Source organism: Paenibacillus sedimenti (assembly GCF_014534655.1).
GTDB classification, from domain to species: Bacteria; Bacillota; Bacilli; order Paenibacillales; family NBRC-103111; genus Paenibacillus_E; species Paenibacillus_E sedimenti.
Genome location: NZ_JACVVD010000001.1, coordinates 476,872 through 498,341 on the forward strand (window position 1 = coordinate 476,872; position 21,470 = coordinate 498,341).

The window sequence follows — 21,470 nt, forward strand, 5'->3', positions numbered from 1 at the left end:
GGAACTAAATTAAAGGATCTTGAGGTCAGCCGGTTTATGTGATCGACGATTGCCGTCAAGGCCGCATCGGTATCCATTATCAGCCCGGACACCCTCATGGATTCTGCACATCGATTTATATGGGAGAAGCGGCGTACTGCCGGCCGCTCTGGGATCCGGACGGTCTTGTCGCCGAAATGAAGACGCGAACAGCGCAGTATCCGGATGGCCTTCGGCAAGCGACAATAGCCAAGTTCTTGTGGGAAGCGGATTTTTCCGTTGCGAATGCCAAGAAAGCGATTGGCCGGAATGATGTTTCTTATGCGGCAGGTCATCTTTTTCGGACGGTAAGTTGTATGGTTCAAGTATTGTTCGTTTGCAATGGAGTATATCTGCTGAATGAGAAAGGGGCGGTTGCCCAGTGCGACCGGTTCCCAAAGGCTCCCATCGATTTCGAGTCACGCATTCGGGAAGGCTTCGCTTGCTTGTCGGCTGACCGTTCCGATTTGTCCAAGGCAATCGGCCTATTTGAAACACTTGTTCGTGAAACGAAAAAGATCGCTTCTTAATCGAGTCATCTATCAAAGAAGGAATAAGGGGCTCACGACGCCATGCTATGGTTACCTATTGACCGATCATCTGATTTAACTTTAACCCGGCAGGTTTACGGGCAAATTCGGGAACGCATATTAAGCGGGGAGCTTGCATCCGGAGCTAAACTGCCGTCAACACGGGAACTGTCTTCAGAGCTACAAGTGTCCCGGAACATTATTTTAGAAGCCTACGACCAATTATTGGCCGAAGGTTTCTTGGCTGCCCGTTCAGGTTCGGGGACTTTTGTTGCGGAAGGAACTTATTTAGAACAGCATAAAAAAGCACCGTTAATTGAGGCTTTGCCCTGGGATGAACAAACGAATAAAGGCAGTCACATCATTAATTTTCGCTCAGGGATCCCCGCTTTGGATTTATTTCCGCGAAAAACTTGGGCAAAATTGTCGCAAACGATGTGGAATGAAGCAGCTTCATCCGCTCTCGGTTACGATATGCCCGAAGGACGACCTGAATTAAGGCAGGTTTTATCCGGCTATTTGCTCAAAACAAGAGGCGTATACTGCCATCCGGAGCAATTAGTAATTACTTCAGGTGCGACTCAGGCATTAACGCTTGCCGCTAAGCTGCTGTTGTCGCCGGGCGACGATGTGATTATGGAAGATCCGATAACTCATGATATTCAAACGATTTTTACCCGTTCAGGAGCATCCATCTATCCGATTCCCGCCGATCAAGACGGATTGGATGCAACATTGCTGCCTTTACATATTCAACCCAGGTTCGTCTTTACGACTCCTTCCCATCAGTATCCTTTAGGCGGAACATTGCCCATTCAACGGCGGGTTCAACTAATCAAATACGCAAGGCAAAAAGATTGCTATCTGATCGAAGATGATTTCGATAGCGAATTTCGCCATGAAGGGCCTCCTGTAAGCTCGCTGCAAGGATTGGATCCGGAGCGGGTTCTCTATATAGGTTCATTTAGTAAAATTTTATCGCCAGGCCTGCGGATGGGGTATTTAATACTGCCTTCGCAACTCGTAGAAACATGCCGCAAATTGAAATGGTTTGCGGATCTGCATACGCCTTCGCTAAATCAGCTTATCCTGGCCCGGTTTATTGAGGGCGGCTATTTGGAACGGCATATTATGAAAATGAAAAGGATTTATAAACATCGAAGAGATATCCTCATCCAATGTCTGAAATCCGCCTTCGCTCATCGGGTGCATATTTCCGGTCATTCCACAGGTCTGCACTTGATCGCTCAGCTCCTGGACGTGCAATTCAACGCAGAATTACTTGCAGAAATTCGGGAGGCTGGAGTAAACGTGTATCCCGTAGAGGATCACACCATCGAAAAAGGCAAACATAAAGACAAACTTATCATCGGTTATGGACATTTGACGAATGAAGAAATCAAAGAAGGGGTGGCCCGACTGCAACAAGTTTTGAAAAGTGTATGATAGTACTCCCCTTTCATTGGATTTTATCCAGCACCTCTAATATGCACAAGATGACCGAAGCGCTCTCCTCGGTTTTTTTGTGTTTTTTTTCGCGAGAAATGTCGGTAAACATAAGGGATAATTAGACAGAAACAGTCATTTTTCGCTCTGTACAACTTAGAAAGTTCAAGCTACACTTGAGTGGTAGAATTTGAAATTAAATTTTGTAAATAAATTGTTAATATAAAATAATTTTTTAAAACAATATTTTACACTTCCTACAGAAAAATGGCACTGATCAATTTGTTTAGATACAAAATGTATCATTTTAAAGGTGAATTCCATGGGGCTGGTGATGCTGATGCAGAGTTGATTCCATAGTTTTGAAACTACAATTGGTTTGTTTGGGTTGATCAGAAAATAGAAAGGAAGTGTCCGTTTTGACGAGTAGCTTGTCATTTCCATTGCGGAAGAAAATGCATGCATCGTTAGCAGTTATGCTGCTTTGCGGCACGATTTTAACAGGAATTGGAAACGGTTTACCGGCAGCTTATGCGCAGGAAGGTTTAGCGAGCACAACAGCTGCAAATTCATCGGCGTCTGTCCCGATCCGTGAAAAAGTGATGGCGAAAAATGCCGCAGCCAAAACGATCGACCTAGAATTTAAAGGAACGGTAGGGCTCAGTGACACGCTGACGGTTGAGCAGCAGTTCGGCAGTACGGTCATTGCAAAGTCATTGAGCGATGTGATGGTTGGAGCGGAGAACGTAGATGTCTATCTCGGCAATGACGGGAAAGCCGCCAAAATCGTTATCGTCGGCGATACACCGTTGAACCGAATGCGCGTCGGCATCCGCAAAGATATTAGCAACATCGCAGACATGACTCAGATTGATCACCCGCAAATCAATATGAAATCGGCGCAAGGCTATCGCATCAAAGACAAAACGGCCAGCCGGCAGTTTGACATAACGGCGGGGACAGAAGTTACGTTTACGGCCGGCAACGGACAGATTGTCATTACACAGAACGGTGCGGAGTTGCTCCGAACCGTAAACCGATTGTACATAGAGCCGGCAAGCGTCGATTCGCTGCTGCAGGTGACTTCGATTACCCGTGCGCAGGGCAAGCCCCAGTACAGAGGTGTATTCGAACTTTTTCTGAACCCGGCCAAGGATAAATTGAGGCTGATCAATGAGCTCGACATCGAGAAGTATTTATACCAGGTGGTACCGAGTGAAATGCCGTCATCCTTCGGACTGGAAGCGCTGAAGGCGCAGTCCATAGCGGCACGTACATATGCGCTTACCGATTATTTGACCAGCCGGTTCGCCGATCGCGGCTTTCACATAGACGACAGTACACTCAGCCAAGTGTACAACAACACTTCGGAGAATGCCCTGACGTCACAAGCCGTTGACGCTACGACGGGTAAAATCATGAAGAATGGCAGCCAACTGGTGGATGCGAGATTCTACTCGACATCCGGCGGTTACGGCGCGTCGAAGCACGAGGTTTGGCACGATGTAGAAACGAATCAGTTCCCGGGCACTCCGCTGCCGTATTTGACCGGAAGGAGCTATACCTACGATCCGGCGAACAACGGCAATATGCTGAACATCAATACCTCTAACGAGCAAGCGCTGAATGCATTTTACAAAAACTTGAACTATAAGGGCTACGATTCGGACTCGCTGTATTTCCGTTGGAAAGTCAGCCTGACGAAATCGGAACTCGAAAAAACGGTTAATAAAAATATCCTTCTCCGTTATGCGGCTGATCCTCTGTTTATTTTGACGAAAGATACGAACGGCAGCTTTGTCAGCAAGCCGATTCCGGTAGAGGGTGCAGGCACCATCAGCAATATGTATGTCTCGAGACGCGGTGCCGGCGGCAACGCGATGGAACTTGTCATTGAGGGCAGTACGGGCACTTTTAAAATTGTAAAAGAATTCAACATCCGCTTCACGATCAGACCGAATAAAACGGATACGGGGTCAGCGACAGATGTGCTGGCTTACCGGGCCAAAGGCGGAGCTGGGGCTTATGACCAGGCGGCTACGCTCAAAAATCCGAGCATTTTGTATTCCGCATTTCTTACTTTTGATCTGATTCGCGACGGCTCAGGCAATTTGTCCGAAGTCACCTTCTATGGCGGGGGCAATGGCCATGGCGTGGGAATGAGCCAATTCGGCGCACAAATGCTGGGTAATCTGGGATGGAGCTACGATCGGATTCTTGACGCGTACTATAAAGGCATGCAGCTTACGGATTTGAACGCATTCAGACAACCGTCAGCTGTTTTAACCGGGCCAAGCTCCGTCCTTACCGGTCAGCCTTTTACTGTCAATTTCGGCCTGCACAGCGTCACATCGAACGTCTACGCACAGGACATCACGATTGAATACAACACGGATATTGCGGATTATGTCTCCTCCACATCCATGAAGCCGAGCGTCGAGATTGTGACGGAGAAAGCGGTGCCGGGTAAAATCAGGCTGATCCTGGCAAGTCCCGGCAATGCGGTTAACGGCGATGCCGAGCTTGTGAAGCTTTCGTTCCTAGCAAAAACGGTTACGCAAGGGACTTACGGTACGATATCCGTAACCGGTGCGATGCTTGGCGATGACCAGGGAAGAGAAAGCCAAGTGCAGTTGGCGACGTTGAACGTTACAGTTACGACGCCTCCTCCTGGTCTGCCGGGCGACTCGAACGGCGATAACAAGTTCTCGATCGGCGATCTTTCGTTCGCAGCCGCTCATTACGGCAAGAACAGCAGCAGTCCGGATTGGAATCAAATCAAAACGGCAGATATCGATAGCAGCGGAAATATTGATATTAGCGACATTGCGGCGATCGCACAGAAGATTCTGGAATAAAGTAATCAGGAGGATGCTTTTGAATGAAGAAGCTTCGAAGGAGTTTGTCCTTATTGCTATGCGGCGTGACGGTATTATCGGCACTTCTGCCATACGGAACGGCAGCGGCTGCGATTCCCCCGCTGAACAGTCAGATTATTGATGAACGAACGATGGAAATCGGTCCTGGAGCTGCATACAGCTGGTACGATATAAAGTTAGACCGGGGCCTGGAGAAGGTACATACGGTCATGTTCGATCCAAAGAATTCGCAGCTCGAATTGCAGCCGGGCAAAACGGACGGCAAGGTATATGGGATGCAGGGCGTTTCCCGAATGGCCAGTGATGCGGACAAAACAGGAAACCGGGTCATTGCGGGGATCAATGGGGACTTTTACGATTTAGCGAACGGTATTCCGCACGGCATGTTTATGGGCGATGGCCGGATTTTGACGAGTCCGCCGAACAACTGGTATGCATTCGGGCTGAAAGCTGACGGAACGACGATATACGGGCCGAGTCCGAAATTGACGCGAACGGTTACGATCACCGGTAAGACGACTCCGCTGACTCACATTAACCGCTTGCGGGGCACCGATGCGCTTGTGCTCTATACGTCTGATTTCCATACGACGACAACCACCAATGATCTTGGGGATGAAGTTGTGCTCGATATTGTGGAGGGCGATGTAAAAAGCGGGCAGACGATGAAGCTGCGCGTGGCTGGTATTCAGAAGGATAAAGGAAACACCGCTCTTACTGAAGGTAAAGTTGTTTTATCGGCATCCGGGACGGCCAGATCTTTGCTAAACGGGCTGCAGATCGGTGATGAACTGACGGCAAGTTTCGAGCTGGAATCCGCTTGGCGGGATGTCAGGACAGTCATCGGAGGATCGGAGCTGCTGGTGAAGGACGGCGAAGTACAGCCGAACGGCGATACGGCAGTCCACCCCCGGTCGGCGATCGGCACCAAAGCCGATGGCTCGGTTGTCATGATCGAGGTTGACGGTCGTGCGCCGGGTTTCAGCGAAGGTGTGCAGCTTCAGGAATTAGGTCAGATGATGAAAAATCTCGGCGTTGTTCAGGCACTTAATCTGGACGGAGGCGGTTCCTCAACTGTCATTGTCAGGAGTCCGGGAGATACGTCGCGTTCCTTAATGAACAGACCTTCCGACGGAGGCGAACGTAAAACGGCAAATGGCTTGCTGCTCGTCAACAAGGCACCGGAAGGGGCGGCGTCCAAGCTGGTTGTTCAGCCTAATCTGGAACGCGTGCTGGCCGGCTCTTCCGTAACGTTCAAATCAGTTGCTGTCGATACTAACGGGCATCCTGCAGCTTGGAACGGTTCTGCTGCCTGGAGCGCCGATTCTGCGGTAGGAACGGTGGACGGCACCGGCAAATTTACCGCAGGCACAGCAGCAGGGACTGCCGGAATTACGGCAAGCAGCGACGGCTTGACGGCAGGCAAAGCGACGGTTGAAGTCGTAGATGTTCTGACAGAGCTGAAGTTTCCCGATGCGCTCAAGACATTTGCGTCCGGTAAATCCGCCGATTTGACGGTTACGGCGCTGCGTAACGGTCAAGTCGTTCAGGCCGATAACAGCAAGCTGTCATGGCGGGTAGAAGGACCGATCGGCACCATTGATGAGAAGGGTACGTTTACAGCTACGAACGAAACGGAAAAAAGCGGCAAAATTTATGTGAGTTATCGAGGCGTAGAAACTTTCATGGATGTTAATGTAGGCCTGCCTCCGGTCATTCTTGAAGATTTTGAAAAAGGATTGGGCAATTATCTCACAAGTTCATCCGCACAGGCGGTCAAAAGTATCGCCAGCATCGAAACGAATGAAGATTTCGTGCGGTTTGGGAGCAAGTCGTTGAAGCTGGAGTATGATTTTACCGGCAAACCCGGCACTTCCGGCTCGTATTTGGCGGCCAAAGACGTTGCGTCCCGTATTCAAATTCCGGGATATCCGGAAAAAATCAGCATGTGGGTATACGGCGATGGCCGTATGCACTGGCTGCGGGCGCAAATGCGCGATGCCAAGGGAGCGATACCGATTGATTTCACCGATCAGAGTACGGGAGTTAACTGGACGGGATGGAAATATGTAGAGGCAACGGTTCCTAAAGGAAGAACGCTTCCGCTCACGATGGATATGCCGGTCCGCTATATGGAAACGCAGGCAGCCAAGAAGGATGCAGGCGTCATCTACGTCGATCAGATCCGTGCGCTCTATGGACCGGGCAAAGACGATATGGATCCGCCGGTACTGAAAAATATGACGCCGGCTGAAGGTACAACGGTGCATACGAACATACCGACGATCCGCGCGAACGGCGAGGATTTTGGCTATGACCCGGCGACGCATCCGGGCACGACGTTGATCGATCCGGACAAAATCCGGTTTTATCTTGATAATGTCCGTGTTCCGCATGCGCTCTACCCGCCGGAAGGCCGTATTTCGTATACGCCGAATGTGCCGTTGACAGACGGTGTGCACAAGGTCAAGATTCAAATCAAAGATTTATCCGGCAATCAAGCGACGAAAGAATGGACCTTCACGGTGGACACGGGTGCGCCTAAGCTCGTTTATCAGGCCCCTGCGGAAACCTATGCAGGCAATACCTATATGCTTGATGTAAAAGGATTTCATGCAGTGCAAATCCGTGACGGTCAGATCGAATTCCGTTTCGATCCGGGTAAAGTCGAGGAGTTGGAAGCGGTCAAAGGCGGCAAGCTCACTGACAGCATGTGGCAATCTTCTGTCGATGCGGCACAGGGTACGGTTCGCTTAACTTGGGACGAGATTCATACGGCAGGGCTATCGGATGATGACTTGCTCGGTCAAATCAGTTACAAAGTGAAGGCAGCGGCAACCGGATCGCACGAAATCGGCTTCCAAGCAGGATCGATATCGTTTATTGACTCGGGAGATACGCATTTTCCTTTCTTCGGTTTGCCGATTGCATCAACGATCAAGAACCATTTGAAGGTAAGCTGGGATGAATTCGGTATCGTACAAGGGTATACGACGAAGTTTACCGTATCGGATGAGAACGGAAACGGCGTCGAAGGCGCGAAGCTGCTCGCAGACGGCATTGAGGTCGGTGTGACCGGCGCTCAGGGCATTCTGGAGACGAATGCGTTGACGGCTGCAGTGAAGACTTATCAGCTGCAAGCGGTCAAAGAGACCATGTACAGCCCGGTCATGAGCTTTAAAGTATCGCCGCTAGCCGGTACGCCGGTTCCATACAATATCAGCGTTACGATGGGTGAAGATCCGACGGTATCCAGGTCTTTTGCTTGGCATACGCATCCCGGTACGGAACCGACTGTGGTGGAGATCGTGAAGGAAGCGGAGTTTACCGACTTTTCACAAACGAATGTCAAGAAGGTTGTTGGCAGCAGCTTCGTTTACAATACGTATGACCTTGGAACTGCCCGGGTGCATAAAGCAGTGGCGGACGGACTTGAGCCCGATACCCGTTACGTATATCGCGTTGGGGACGGCAATGGCAATTACAGTGCGCAGGGATCGTTCCAAACGACGGAGACGAGCGGGGATCATACGAAGTTCTTGTATTTTGCCGATTCGCAAGCATCGGACTTGAACGGTTACAAGCTGTGGGGCAATACCGTGGATAAAGCGGTGGCAGAGCATCCGGATGCTGAATTTATGGTGCATGCCGGCGATATGATCGACAGCGGCTATAAAGAAAGCGAATGGAATATGTGGTTCAGCACTGCGCAGCAGAAGCTCATGAATTCCACGCTAGTCGCATTCATTGGAAACCATGAAGTGATGGGCAACCGGGAAAATACCGACTTTCTCGCCCACTTTAACCAGCCGGGCAACGGTGTGAGCTCGCTGAAAGGCACGAACTTCTCATTCGACTACAAAGACATGCATTTCATCGTGCTGAACAGCGAGTATGCGATTGAGGAGCAGAAGGAGTGGCTGCGTCAGGACCTTGCGAAGACGACGAAAAAATGGAAAGTGGTCGGTTTTCACAGAGGCCCTTATGGCAGCATCTATGATACTGTAAATGTGAGGGAGCAGTGGGTGCCGGTATTTGACGAGTTCAAGGTCGATCTCGTCATTAACGGTCATGACCACATTTACTTGCGGACGTTCCCAATGAGTGGCGGTAAGCCTGTCGCTGAAGGACAAGGAACGACATACATGGTTGCAGGCTCGACCGGACCTAAGTTTTATTCGCTCACACCTAGAGAATGGCAGAAGGTTACGGATGCCGAGTTGACGCAAATGTATGCAGTTGTGGACATTCATGGCAACGACCTGAAGGTCGTAACCAAGACGGTAGGCGGACGGGTCGTGGATGAATTTACACTACATAAAACGGTGGAACCGGAGCCAATCACACTCAGCCTAGACAGTCCGTCTTATAACCTGAAAATCGGCGATTCGCATCAAACGGTCGTCACGGCGACATACAGCGGATCGAATACAGGAACGGATGTAACTTCGTTAACTGTATTTACGACGGCAGATAACAGCATCGCTTCTATCGATCAGAAGGGCATCCTGACCGGAGTAGCGGAAGGAAGCACGACGATTAGAGCTGCTTACGGCGGAGAAACAGTGACCGCGCAGGTGTATGTGACGAAACAAGCCGTTCAGCAAACGGAAACGACATTGATTGGTCCTGCCACTGTCATGACGGGAGCACCGTTTACCGTACGCTTGGGACTGAAGCATGTGCAAAACCTGGTGCTGGCGCAGGATTTAACGTTTCAGTATGATACAAATCTATATGATTTCCGAGATGCGGTCTCAACCCTGGATGAAATGGAATTGTATAAAAAGGCTGTGCAAGCTCCCGGTCAAATTCGCCTTCTTGGCGTAAGCGTAGGGATGGAGCATGCGATTACGGGCGATTCGCAATATATCGATTTGCAATTCATCGCAAAGCAGGTAACGCAAAATGCCAGCGGATCGATTGCCGTTACGACTGCGACCTTAGGGGACGCACAGGGCCATGAGAGTCAGGCGCTTCCGGCGACCATCCGCGTTGATGTGACGACTCCGCCTCCTGGACTGCCCGGCGACTCGAACAATGACAACAAGTACACGATCGGCGATCTTTCCATCGCTGCAGCCCACTACGGCATCGACAACAAGCATCCGGATTGGAACCGATACAAGTCAGCCGACTATGACGGCAATGGCATTATCGATATTGTCGACATTGCGGCGATTGCTAAGAAAATCATCGAATGATCTGCCGTATCCCCGGGAAAGGAAGATTCTCCATGAGACGCAAACATCTTTCTGTCAGCTTGGCATTGCTGCTGTTCATCTTACTGCTTCCAGTAACCGCGTTGGCGGCAGATACTGCTTCCTACTCGCTAACGATTTCAAACGATAAACCGGAAGGCGGTCAAGAGGTCCAAGTTACTGTTAAGGGACATAACCTTAAGGATCTGTATGCATACGAAGTTAATTTTGTCTACGATGCCGGCCGATTGCGGTTTAAGCAAGCGAAGAGTGAAATTCCAGGATTCACCGTACCCGCTCTCGTGAAGGAAGACCGCATTCAATTTGCGGGCACCAAAATCGGTGATGACCCCGGGGTGAATGGGGATGCGACACTGTGTATCATTACGTTTGAAGCGATCGGCAAAGGAAAAGCCAAAGTGGAGCTTACCGATGTAAAACTGGTTAATAGTCAATTGGCCTCAACGACCCAAAAAGCCGGTATGCAAATAGCAACCGATATCCAAAACGGTAAGCTTGTTGCATTCCGCGATATTGCCGGTCACTGGGCGAGAGAAGCGATTGAGAAAGCAGTTAAACTCGGGTTCGTGAACGGGTATGAAGACGATACCTTCCGACCGCAGGGGCTCATTACACGTGCTGAGTTCACTGTGATGCTGGCTCGGGCACTTCAGCTGCCGGACAACGGGGATAAGAAGCAATCCTTTGCTGATCTGGAGCGTATCCCTGAGTGGGCAAGGTCAAGCATATCGGCGGCGATGGCAGCCGGTATCGTCGACGGCTACGATGACAACACGTTCCGTTCCGACAACAGGATTACTCGTGCCGAAATGACAGCCATGGTTGCACGGGCGGTGAAGTTAAACGTCGATACAGCGGCCGTATCCACATTTGCCGACGCGGATCATATTCCGGATTGGGCCTATCCTATCGTTACGGCAGCGCATAAGGCAGGATTAATTCAAGGAAGAGACGGCAATCTATTCGTTCCGGCCGATCATGCCACAAGGGCGGAAGCGGTCACTCTGATTCTATCCGTGATGACTTATAAGAAATGAGATTGGGTCTGTTCCGCTGGCAGCTGAAGCTGTTGATGGAACAGGCCTTTTTTTCCCGCGAGCCGGCTCCATACCTGCAAATAATGCCTGTTTTTCAGCCATATTTGCTTACAGAGTTGGATAAAATGCAAATAATGCCGTAATTCGGCCTTTGCCGCTCAGCAATCCGCCGCCGAGCGGGCTTCATCGGCAATCCCGCCGAATGACATCGCGCCTAAGCATAAGTTCGAAACGCGGATACCGGTTTTCCGACTGTCTTATAGCTCATCGCACTCTCTTACCAGCATGCTCGGCGTAGTAGGAGAGTCTGGAGGATGCGCTTCTCCGCGCCTGTAGCGCCCATTAAGGGCGCTACAGTTTTTTCTAGGGATGGCGAGACAGCTTCGCTTATGAACTGAGCCTGGAATCAAGCTCCCGTCTTCTGCAAATTTCGTTCTTCCAACTCGCGAGTGGACGTGGAGCGGGCGCGGGATCGTCCAAGGGATGCAGCGGCTATCCCCGCGGCGATGACGACTGCTGCCGCCCCGATCCAGCTAAGGGTCGTGAGTGACGCTTGCTCCACAACAATGCCGCCGATTCCTGCGCCTGCAGCCATGGCAAGCTGCAAAACAGAAGTATTTAGGCTAAGCATAATGCCGGATGCCTCCGGAGCAAGTGTTATTAGATTGTATTGCTGTGTAGGACCCGACGACCAAGCTGAGAATGACCATAACATAAGCAGCGGGAATACAAGAGCAGGGGATTGGGCAGCCAGCGATATCAGGATCAAAGCCGCTGCATGAAGCAGCATGCCGCCGACCAGGGTACGCGGCACACCCCATTTGTCTGTGCTAAAACCTCCGACTTTCGAACCGATCAAACTGGCGACGCCGAAAGCGAACAAACCTGCGCTTACTACTTTTTCGCTCATCCCCGTAACGGTGAGAAGGAAAGGTGAAATATAGGTGTAGACGATGGAATACCCGACGATCCAAAAGAAGGTCAATGTCAAGGCTACGGCAATTCTCGGTTCCTTCAGCAGCGCCAGCTGTTTGCGAAGCGGCACCGGTTCCTCTCCGTCCGTACGCGGAATCGTGAACGCAATCACAAGGATGGCGAGCAAGCCAAGCAAGCCGATTCCTCCGAAAATCAACTTCCAATCATAGGCGGATGCGACCAACCTGCCAAGCGGCACGCCGATAATCAGGGAGGTGCTGAAGCCCATTACGAGGGTTGCGATAGCGCTGCCCTGTTTGCCTTCCGGGGCGAGCTTGGAAGCTACGGTTAACGCAGTAACGACAAACACCCCGGTGCTGAGAGCCAGTATAATCCGCGAGCCGATAAGAAATCCGAAGCCCGGCAATGCAACAGCGATTCCGTTGCCGATAACGAATATGGCAAGCGAGTAGAGCAGCAGCTTCCGACGCTCCAGTCGTGCCGTTGCGGCCATAAGAACAGGAGTCCCGAAGGCGTAGGCCAGCGAGAAGACGGTCATGAGCTGACCCGCTGCGGATACCGACACCCCGATAGAACCCGCGACCTTATCCAAAATCCCTGCGATGATAAACTCAGATGTTCCTACCAAAAAACTGACGACGGCCAGCATATAAATTTTCCATGTGTTCGCCATACTTATTGCACCTCTCTCCACTCTATTATTTTATATTTCTAAATATATAGAAATATTGACAAAAAAATCATTCCAGCAAATATGGTGCGTACTTTTGCGCCATTTCACGGTTTACGCTGTAGTAGATGTAAGTACCATCCTTGCGAAGATTCAGCAGACCGCAGTCCGTCAACTGCTTCAAGTGATGAGACAGGGTTGAGCCTGCGACGGATTCCAGTTTGCTTCCGATATCGGAGCAGCATAAATTTCTCTCCTCGGTAAGGAGCATGGCAATTTTGAGCCGAGTCGGTTCTCCGAGAGCTTTGTATACTTTAACAGCTTGGCGTACATCTGCGTTATCTTCTACCATCGTGACCTCACCCTTGCTGGAGTCGTTATTTCTATAACCGTCGAAATAAAGATACCATAGGTTTCCACGAAAGTAAACAGGAGAGCAGCCTAAAAGTTTTTTGATTTAGACTGCTCCTTGAGCTTGTAAGGAAAAGGAAATTATGCGAAGCACATTTCTGTGGATAACTGGGGGATTTTTAAAGCTGAATGAAATCGCCGCGGTATTGTTCGAAATCGGTCACTCGGCACTCCATTTTGAGCCGTGTACCGCTCTCTTCATAGCTCGTTGTTTGCACATGAGCATGTTCATTAAAATAAGCCACCAGTCGGCCTTGGTCGTAAGGGATCACGATTTCGCATTGCATGTAATTTAGAAAAATGCGATCGCTGATCAGTCGGGTAAGCTCTTCCATACCGCTTTGATGTTTGGCGGACAGGTATACGCAGTCGCCTTGGACCTGCGGATATTCATGCTCTGTCAGATCCGATTTGTTGTAAGCGAAAATCGTCGGGATTTGATCCGCGCCCAGTTCTTTCAAAGTTTCTACTGTAACAGCTATGTGCTGCTCGTATTCCGGATTGGAACTATCAACGACGTGAATCAAAAGGTCGGCTTCGGTAACTTCCTCCAGAGTAGAACGGAACGCTTTAACCAAATGATGGGGAAGCTGACTTATGAATCCCACCGTGTCCGTCAACAAGAATGACTTGCGATCAGGCAGGTGGATGCTGCGAACCGACGTCTCCAGGGTAGCGAATAACATGTCTTTGGCCAGCACTTGCTTAACTGCCCGCGGATTGAAAGAATCTATCATGGCGTTCATCAAGCTTGATTTGCCTGCATTGGTATAGCCGACCAGACAAACTACGGGAACTTCATTCTTGCGGCGCTGCTTTCGCTGGGTTTGGCGCTGGGCTACGAGTTTCTCGAGCTCCGTTTGCAGGGCCGTGATACGTTCCTCAATTTTCCTCCGGTCGAGTTCAAGCTTGGTTTCACCCGCGCCTCTATTTTTCAAACCGGACCCGCCGCCTTGCCGGCCTAACGATTCCCGAAGACCTACCAGTCGGGGGAGCATATACTGCAGCTGGGCAACCTCCACTTGCAGCTGCGCTTCCTTCGTTTGAGCCCGATCCGCGAAAATATCCAGAATCAAGATCGTCCTGTCAATCACCTTGCGATCGAGGGCTGCCTCCAAGTTTCGAATTTGGGAAGGAGACAGTTCATCATTGCAAATCACGACGGAAGCGTCCTTCTCTTCAATAAGCGCCGATAACTCTTGAATTTTACCGGTTCCGAGGTAGTGGGAGGCGTTGATGCGACTTACTTTCTGGGTAAGCTCACCGACTACCTCGATCTCGCACGCAGCAGCCAGGTTGCCGAGTTCTTCCATCGAGTATGAAAAGTCCGGGCGGTTCAAAAGATTGACCCCGACGATAATTGCTTGCTGTTTCAGTTGTTCCATAGTGGTACCATCCTCTCAAGTTTTAAAGTAAAAAACACAGACAGACTGCCTGTGTTTTCGGTAAGGAGGACGCATGACATGGCTTTTCAAAGGGAAATATACCGCAATGAAAATACGCCTAAATCTAAAGGTATGTGCGAAGCAGGCAAAGCGATACAGCCCCGACGCATGTTCTGATCATAGGGTTACCTTTAAAAATGGACAGACCTATCCTGAGTCCTCTGTACACACACAGAGTCTTTGGCGCAATCTAATTAGCCGCGCAAAGATCTAACTCGGATAAAATCAATCACAGGTAACCCCTCCGTTCTCTAAAGTAAGCTTATATTAACACAAGCGTAAGTGCTTTTTCACGGGCAAGAAAAGATATAATTGTTTTTTATTCATATTGAAAACGATTTCAACACAGTACTTGTTATACCGATATCAATCATTGTGCAAAGAAACAATATTTCAAAAATATATTTACAATGTGAAATAAAATTCTATATAATAAGTTTAAGAAGGAACAAATTACAAAATCATAGAGGATGATTCTTATGCTAAAGGGTGGCTTAGTGAGCATAGAAGCGGCCATGGGCAGTTTAAAGCCGATGGAGCGCAAAGTTGCGCAGTACATTTTAGAACATCCGGAAGAAGTAGTCAGCCTTTCGGTGCAGAAGCTGGCGGAGTACGCCGACGTGAGCGAAGCGACGATCGTACGGCTTTCACGGTCCCTGCACTGTAAGGGCTTTCAGGAGTTAAAGCTGCGAATCGCCGGCGATTTATCGCAATCGTCGCTGCCTGCTGAGTCGTATCAGGAGATCCGGACTGACGGCTCGATTGGGGAGCTCATCAAGTCGGTGTCCCATAATAATATAGTTTCCATCCAAGATACATTAACGGTGCTCTCACCGGAAAGTGTGGAGAAGGCGATAACTGCGTTGAGCGGCGCAAGAAAAATCGGCCTGTTCGGCGTCGGGGCATCGGCGGTCATCGCGGAAGATTTCAAGCAAAAGCTGTCCCGTATCAACCGCTGGTGTGAAATCGGTACCGGGTTCGATGCGCAAGCCACGATTGCCGCCAATCTGCTTCCCGGCGACGCTGTCTTTGGCATTTCCTATGCGGGCCAGACGGAAGATATGATCCGTACGCTTGAGATTGCCAAGCAAAACGGCGCTTCCGTCATCACATTAACCCGATTCGGATCAAATCCGGTGGCGGATCTTGCGGATATCCAGCTATTTATCAGCACTCTGGAGAAAAGCATTCGCAGCGGAGCGATGGCTTCCCGGATCGCTCAGTTGAACGTGATCGATATTCTGTATGTTGGGGTCGCCGGTCGTCATTACGAAGAAAGCGTCCAATCTCTGGAGAAGACGCGACAGGCGGTTAAGGCGGGGAAGCGCAATGGATAAAGCGGATCGCTTGGTAGAGGGTTGGGTACGTGACGGAGTCCTGCCGGGCGCCGTTCTCGAAGTTACCTTATTGAACAGGTTCCGATTCAGCAAATCATACGGATCGTATTCAGACGGTACTAAGGAATATCCTGTCCGGCTAGACACACTGTTCGACATCGCATCGCTTACGAAAGTAACGGCCACGCTTCCGGCCATTCTCGAGCTGGCGGCGGAGGGGACGTTGTCGCTGGACAGATCCCTGAAGGACTACTTGCCGGCGTTCCGCCACCCGCAAGTAACGCTGCGCCATCTGCTCATGCATGCCTCCGGATTGCCGGCTGGCTTATCGTTTGTGCCGCGAAAGGATCAGCGTCCCGGGCTGGTCGATGAGATAATGGCGCAGGATCTGTCTTATCAGACAGGTGCGGATATGAAGTATAGCGATCTTGGCATGATCCTCCTCGGAATCCTTATTGAACGAGTAACCGGCGAGCCGCTTGATCTTTTCGTCAAGCAGGAAGTTTTCGATCCGCTAGGTATGCGCAGTACGATGTTCAACCCCGGTCCGGAGCTGCTAGATCGCATTGCCGCTACGGAACTGGTGGACGGAGCTTTCGTCGTCGGCAAAGTTCACGACGAGAAGAGCTTCCATCTGGGCGGCGTATCCGGCAGCGCCGGGTTGTTCGCGACGGCGGACGACCTGGCACGCTATGCGGCCTGGTGGTTGCAGCCGGAGAGCCGGGACATTGTGCCGCCCTCGCTGATGCGGGATGCCACAGCGTATCCGGTCCGCGGCCGGGGACTCGGCTGGGAAGTGTATCACGACCCGTCGAACGTGCCAAGTTGCGGGGAAAGCTGGCCGAATGGCAGCTTCGGCCATACGGGTTTTACCGGCACGAGCCTGTGGATTGAGCCGGTACGGGGTCTCAGCGTTGTGTTTCTCACCAATGCGGTTCATTTCGGACGCAATAACCGGATCCGGGAGCTCCGGCCGGTTTTGCACGAAGCGGTTTTGTCCTCATGTTCATCATGGGGTTAAACATATAAGCGTAAAATAAAGGGAGGCTTTTCTCAATGAAACGTGTATTCAGTGGGGCATTGGTAACTATGGTCGCTGCATCTTCCATGCTGGTCGCTTGCAGCGGCAACACCGCAACTCCTAGCGCAACTCCTGGTGGAGCAAGTACGGCGCCGACAGCAGCGCCGACGGCAGCTCTACAGCAAAAAGTAAAGCTGACGATTGGCAGCTGGCGTACGGAAGATACGGAAGCTTACGCTAAAATCATTGCCGAATTCAAGAAGAGCAATCCGAACATCGATATTGATTTCAAGCCGACCAAAAATACGGAATATAATACGGCCTTGAACACGGCGCTGCAAAGCGGCAACGGCCCTGATATCATTCATCTTCGCCCTTACGCCGCCGGCGCTGCTTTGGCCGATGCCGGCTACCTGGAGCCGCTCAGCAGCGTGAAGGGAATGGATGTGTTCGCCAAAGATACGCTGCTGGCCGCTACCGGCAAGGACGGCAAAGTATACGGCGTACCGACGGTATTCAGCTCGACGCAATTATTTTATAACAAGAAAATCTTCCAAAAATACAATCTTCAGGAGCCCAAAACGTGGGATGAACTGCTGAAAACGGCCGATACGCTGAAGAAAAATAAAGTAACCCCGTTTGCTTTTGGCTCCAAGGAAGGTTGGATTCTATCCCTGACTCAAGGTACACTTGCCCCTTCCGTCTACGGTACGGATTTCATCAAAAAAATCCTCGCAGGCGATGCTAATTTTAAAAGTCCCGAATTCGTGAGCTCCATCAAAATGCTGAAAGATTTGACGCCGTATTTCGCGGATAATTACGTAGGCATCGGCATGGATGACATGAGAAACATGTTCGTTACCGAGCAGGCCGCAATGATGGTCATGGGTGATTGGGAGTACGCGGTCATGAAGAAAACGAATCCGGATCTGCAAATGGATGTATTCCCCGTTCCTCCGATGAAAGCGGATGGTAAGGCAACGGTGACGACTTGGGTAGACGGCTCGTTTGCTGTGAATGCCAAATCTGCTCATAAAGCAGAAGCTCTTAAATTTATGGAGTTCTTGACCACGAAGGAATTCGGCGCGCTTGCCGTTAATGAGCTGCAAAAACCAAGCACCATCCCAGGAGTGGCGGCGAAAGATCCGCTGGTGGCCAAAATCGCCAAGAATGCCGACACGATCTCAACACCTTACGCAGCAGTCGTTTATTTCAACGCGGGCAACCCGACAACAAAAGCTACACTGGAAAACTCGATTCAAGGCATGTATTTGAACAAATTGACACCGGAGCAGGTTACTGAAGAAGTGCAGAAGAGCGCCGATACATGGTTTAAGCCTAAGAAGTAAGCAGTAGATGATCTGAATATGTTTAAAATGAGGTGTGGGGCATGAATAACTTGGCCAAATCGTCCGGGTGGAAAAAGGGAGCGGTTCATCTGTTCCCGGTTCCTGCCCTCGCCGTTTACATCCTGTTCGTGATATATCCGATCGTGGCGGCGTTCGGCTACAGTTTTTATGATTGGAAAGGTCTTGTCCGAGGGGACTTTATCGGGCTAGGCAACTTTGTGAGCCTGTTTACGAAGGAACCGTTCAACCATTTGTTTTGGAATGCTTTTGGCCATAATGTTTACTATTTCTTTATTGAAATGGCCGTGCAGAACGTGCTAGCGTTCGTGCTCGCCTACCTTGTGTACAGCAAACTAAAGGGCTCGGGCTTTCTGAAAATGGCTTACTTTTTGCCACGGCTGCTTTCTGTCATCGTCGTAGGCTTTTTGTGGAAGCTTATGCTGAATCCGAACAATGGCGTGGTCAATGTGCTGCTCAAAAAGATCGGCCTTGTTTCGTGGGCTAAGCCTTGGCTCGGAGACCCGGCTACGGCGTTGACCTCAATTACGCTCGTCAACAGCTGGTTCGGCATCGGCTTCTCCATGCTGATTTTCCTCGCCGGTCTTCAATCGATTTCAACGGAAATCATTGAAGCGGCGCGGCTGGACGGAGTAAAAGGCTTGCGGCTGATTCGTTCCATCATCCTGCCGATGATGAGCCAGTCACTGATCATCGTCACGGTGTTTACGTTTATCCACGCTTTCGAGGCGTTTGAGCTTATCTATGCGATGGAAGGTTCGCAGGGAGAACCGTTCAATTCCACCGACACGCTGGCCGTTTTCTTCTATCGCATTGCATTCGGCGGCTCGTCGGGCGGCGATTCGGTCGCATTAGGGCTCGGATCGGCTCTCGCCGTCGTCCTGTTTTTCATCATCGCAACGATATCCGCTTTGTTCTTGTATTTCACCAGGAACCAATCGGCGGACTAATAAGGAGAGACTTTGCTCTCCGACCAAAGATCCCTATAAATGGTGGTAGACGATGAAAACAAACAAATCCGTTCGGGGGCTCCAGTACGTTGCGGCGTACTTGGGAGCTCTGGTCAGTTTGTATCCGATCTTTCTGATGCTGACCTCCTCCTTAAAGACGAATATACAGATTTTGAAAAATCCGATGTCGCTGCCGACCTCATTGTCGTTCACGGCTTATAACAAACTGATCCATCAAATTCCGTTCGGGACGTATTTTTGGAACAGTCTCGCAGTCAGCGTCGTTTCCGTCGCGCTGATTCTGCTGTTTGCCGTCTTGGCGTCGTTTTATATCGCCAGATATCCGTTCCGTTGGAACGGCGCGCTATTCTTCTTTTTTCTCCTGGGCATGATGATTCCCATCAAGCTTGGGATTGTACCCCTATTCCTTTTGATGAAGCAGCTTGCCATGTTGAACAGCATGTGGTCGCTGGTTAGCGTGTATACGGCGATCGGTTTGCCTCTGGCGGTGCTGATCTTAACCGGTTTCTTCCGGACGCTGCCGAAGGAGCTGGAGGAAGCGGCGCGAATCGATGGAGCCTCGGATTTCGGTGTGATGTGGCACGTGCTGATGCCGCTTATCCGTCCGGCGCTCGGGACGGTTATGATTATGAATTTCATTACGGCGTGGAACGATTTCTTCTTCCCGCTTATCTTTATCCAAGACGATTTGAAAAAGACGATACCCGTCGGGATGTTATCGCTGTTCGGGCAATACTCCACGGATTTGAGCATGCTGTTCGCGGGATTAACGCTGGCATCCGTGCCGATGATCGTCATGTTTTTCCTGGCGTCGAAACAATTCATGGAAGGCATGACGGCGGGAGCGGTGAAGTAGCATGATTGAAAATGCGGAACAAGAATAATATGACTTTATCAAGGGTACCCTAATGGAAATCATTAACAGGAGGCTGTACCCTTGTATCATTTGTATACGCATAATGATCTGGATGGAGTAGGTTGCGGTATCGTAGCCAGATTGGCATTTGGTGAAAAGGTAGAAATCCGGTACAATTCGGTCGGAGGGTTAAATCTGCAAGTCAAACGTTTTTTGGAAAAATCAAGAAAAAAGAACGATTTGTTTATTACCGATTTATCCGTAGATGAAGCGAATGAACAAGGACTTAACGAGTTTGTGAAATCGGGCGGAAAAGTAAAGCTTATCGATCATCATAAAACCTCTCTCCATATGGGCAAATATCCATGGAGCTTGGTTCAGGTCGTATATGAAAATGGAAAGCTCGCTTCGGCAACCTCTCTATTTTATGAGTATTTAATCCAAAACGGTTTATTGAAGCCCGAGAAGGCGACAGATGAATTTGTCGAGCTGGTCCGGCAATACGATACTTGGGAATGGGATCAGAACGATAACATACAGGCCAAGCGGTTAAACGATCTCTTTTATCTGGTTTCCATTGAAGAATTTGAGGAAAAGATGGTATCGCGCCTCAGACAAAGCGAGCATTTTGCGTTCGATGAATTCGAAGAAAAAATTTTGGATATGGAAGAAGACAAAATCGAACGCTATTTGCGTAGAAAAAAGAGAGAGATCATTCAATCGAGCATTCGCGATCATATTGTAGGCATCGTTCATGCAGAATCGTATCATTCTGAACTCGGTAATGATCTAGGCAAAGAAAACCCTCACCTGGATTATGTTGCCATCATGAATATGGGTGGTAAAAAGATGAGCTTTCGAACGATTCACGATCATATCGACGTTTCCGAAATAGCGGGTTTTTACGGTGGAGGAGGCCATGCGAAAGCTGCCGGCTGCTCACTGACGGAGGAAGCCTATCAATTATATGTAGCGAAGCCGTTTCCGATGGAACCCATACGCGCAGATGCAACTAAAAATGCCTTTAACCTGAAGAGCTCCGTTTACGGATCGCTTTACGAAAATAGGAATGATCAGCAAGCGTTCATTTTTCCTTCTGCGGGGAAGTGGGAAATCGATGTGGACGGGGTCGAATTGAACCGATCTTTTTCAACATTCGAAGAGGCGGAGCATTATGTGAAAAGGGAGTATGCAGCCTGGTTAGCCCGAGACGAAACCTATGTCGCCTTCCTTATGGAACATATGGCTGCGAGAAAAACTAAAACTCCTGAGCCTGTATGAATAAAAAAAGCAAAGTCAAGGACGTTTCAGCTGCCTTGGCTTT

The 21,470-nt window shown here is 50.0% G+C and carries 14 protein-coding genes; 11 read left to right on the plus strand and 3 right to left on the minus strand.

Annotation, left to right across the window (positions count from 1 at the left end; genetic code table 11):
* Window positions 1–38 precede the first annotated feature (38 nt).
* The 5 genes from ICC18_RS01540 to ICC18_RS01560 all read left to right on the plus strand — a co-directional run bounded on the left by ICC18_RS01540 (window position 39) and on the right by ICC18_RS01560 (window position 11,132).
* On the plus strand, window positions 39–548 hold the full coding sequence (locus ICC18_RS01540; RefSeq protein WP_188172618.1) for a DUF4037 domain-containing protein: 510 nt from the start codon (window positions 39–41) through the stop codon (window positions 546–548).
* Window positions 549–590: 42 nt separating this feature from the next.
* Entirely contained in the window at window positions 591–1,994 is a 1,404-nt protein-coding gene (gene pdxR, locus ICC18_RS01545; protein ID WP_188172619.1) for a MocR-like pyridoxine biosynthesis transcription factor PdxR, read from the plus strand.
* A gap of 419 nt (window positions 1,995–2,413) precedes the next feature.
* The gene (locus ICC18_RS01550) at window positions 2,414–4,852 is read left to right on the plus strand and encodes a SpoIID/LytB domain-containing protein (RefSeq protein ID WP_188172620.1); all 2,439 of its coding nucleotides are present in this window, start codon (window positions 2,414–2,416) and stop codon (window positions 4,850–4,852) included.
* Between the two features lie 23 nt (window positions 4,853–4,875).
* Window positions 4,876–10,077 carry a phosphodiester glycosidase family protein gene (locus ICC18_RS01555; RefSeq protein WP_188172621.1) on the plus strand — a complete coding sequence of 1,734 codons (5,202 nt, stop codon included), beginning with the start codon at window positions 4,876–4,878 and terminating at the stop codon, window positions 10,075–10,077.
* A gap of 32 nt (window positions 10,078–10,109) precedes the next feature.
* Complete coding sequence (locus ICC18_RS01560) at window positions 10,110–11,132, plus strand: S-layer homology domain-containing protein (protein ID WP_188172622.1); 1,023 nt, start codon at window positions 10,110–10,112, stop codon at window positions 11,130–11,132.
* 406 nt (window positions 11,133–11,538) lie between these two features.
* Here the strand turns inward: ICC18_RS01560 and ICC18_RS01565 are convergent, their stop codons facing one another.
* The 3 genes from ICC18_RS01565 to hflX all read right to left on the minus strand — a co-directional run bounded on the left by ICC18_RS01565 (window position 11,539) and on the right by hflX (window position 14,534).
* Entirely contained in the window at window positions 11,539–12,741 is a 1,203-nt protein-coding gene (locus ICC18_RS01565) for an MFS transporter (protein WP_188172623.1), read from the minus strand.
* Between the two features lie 67 nt (window positions 12,742–12,808).
* Window positions 12,809–13,090, minus strand: coding sequence for an ArsR/SmtB family transcription factor (locus ICC18_RS01570; protein WP_188172624.1), 282 nt, complete (start codon window positions 13,088–13,090; stop codon window positions 12,809–12,811).
* A gap of 178 nt (window positions 13,091–13,268) precedes the next feature.
* Complete coding sequence (hflX, locus tag ICC18_RS01575) at window positions 13,269–14,534, minus strand: GTPase HflX (protein ID WP_188172625.1); 1,266 nt, start codon at window positions 14,532–14,534, stop codon at window positions 13,269–13,271.
* A 539-nt stretch (window positions 14,535–15,073) separates the two neighbouring features.
* Here hflX and ICC18_RS01580 point away from each other — a divergent pair.
* The 6 genes from ICC18_RS01580 (at window position 15,074) to ICC18_RS01605 (ending at window position 21,427) form a co-directional block, all read left to right on the plus strand.
* Entirely contained in the window at window positions 15,074–15,931 is an 858-nt protein-coding gene (locus ICC18_RS01580; RefSeq protein ID WP_376745594.1) for a MurR/RpiR family transcriptional regulator, read from the plus strand.
* Window positions 15,924–16,952 (plus strand): serine hydrolase domain-containing protein, encoded by a 1,029-nt coding sequence (locus ICC18_RS01585; RefSeq protein ID WP_188172627.1) that lies wholly within the window; start codon window positions 15,924–15,926, stop codon window positions 16,950–16,952. Before ICC18_RS01580 ends, ICC18_RS01585 begins: the two co-directional genes overlap by 8 nt.
* A gap of 35 nt (window positions 16,953–16,987) precedes the next feature.
* A complete protein-coding gene (locus ICC18_RS01590; RefSeq protein WP_188172628.1) occupies window positions 16,988–18,301 on the plus strand; it encodes an ABC transporter substrate-binding protein in 1,314 nt (437 codons plus the stop codon).
* A gap of 41 nt (window positions 18,302–18,342) precedes the next feature.
* Window positions 18,343–19,269, plus strand: coding sequence for a carbohydrate ABC transporter permease (locus ICC18_RS01595; protein ID WP_188172629.1), 927 nt, complete (start codon window positions 18,343–18,345; stop codon window positions 19,267–19,269).
* A 52-nt stretch (window positions 19,270–19,321) separates the two neighbouring features.
* Window positions 19,322–20,146: a carbohydrate ABC transporter permease gene (locus ICC18_RS01600; RefSeq protein WP_188172630.1), complete on the plus strand. Its 825-nt coding sequence runs from the start codon at window positions 19,322–19,324 to the stop codon at window positions 20,144–20,146.
* Window positions 20,147–20,227: 81 nt separating this feature from the next.
* On the plus strand, window positions 20,228–21,427 hold the full coding sequence (locus ICC18_RS01605; RefSeq protein ID WP_188172631.1) for a DHH family phosphoesterase: 1,200 nt from the start codon (window positions 20,228–20,230) through the stop codon (window positions 21,425–21,427).
* The last annotated feature ends 43 nt before the right edge of the window (window positions 21,428–21,470 follow it).